The sequence below is a fragment of the Acinetobacter sp. RF14B genome, assembly GCF_006864105.1.
In the GTDB taxonomy this organism is placed as follows: domain Bacteria; phylum Pseudomonadota; class Gammaproteobacteria; order Pseudomonadales; family Moraxellaceae; genus Acinetobacter; species Acinetobacter lwoffii_C.
The window spans coordinates 1-501 of the sequence record NZ_SMTB01000246.1 but is presented as its reverse complement, the minus strand read 5'-3'; the positions used below and the strand labels follow the sequence as shown (position 1 = coordinate 501).

1 protein-coding gene is annotated in these 501 nt (G+C 48.3%); it reads right to left on the bottom strand.

Annotated features, from left to right (window positions below; all coding sequences use genetic code 11):
• Nucleotides 1-501, bottom strand: a 501-nt coding sequence (locus E2K52_RS14775; RefSeq protein ID WP_264765956.1) for an AarF/UbiB family protein, incomplete at both ends; no start/stop codon positions are given.

Here is a 501-nt window from a genome sequence, read left to right as displayed (position 1 = left end):
CACCAGCGCAGGAATACCGACCTGATCTTTAATCCACGACTCCAGGAAAGGCTTCGCCGTTTTCCATAAATCGAGTTGCGGATAAAGCTGGCGTCCTACCCCTTCGACGTAGAGCAGGGTTTTCTGGAGTAACACCAGTTGCGGCTGCACTTCCATATTGAAGCGACGCGCCGTATTAAACAGATTTAACAGTACATGTCCAAACGAAATTTCGGCCAGCGGTTTCTCAAAGATAGGTTCACAGACCGTACGAATGGCAAATTCGAACTCTTCAACGTTGGTATCTGGTGGCACCCAGCCTGAATCGACGTGTAGCTCTGCCACTTTGCGATAGTCGCGATTAAAGAAGGCGATAAAGTTTTCTGCCAGATAGCGTTTATCTTCTTTGTTTAGCGAGCCAACAATCCCGCAATCAATGCCGATATATTTCGGGTTTTCCGGGTGTTCATAGCTTACGAAGATGTTGCCAGGGTGCATATCGGCATGGAAAAAGCTGTCGCG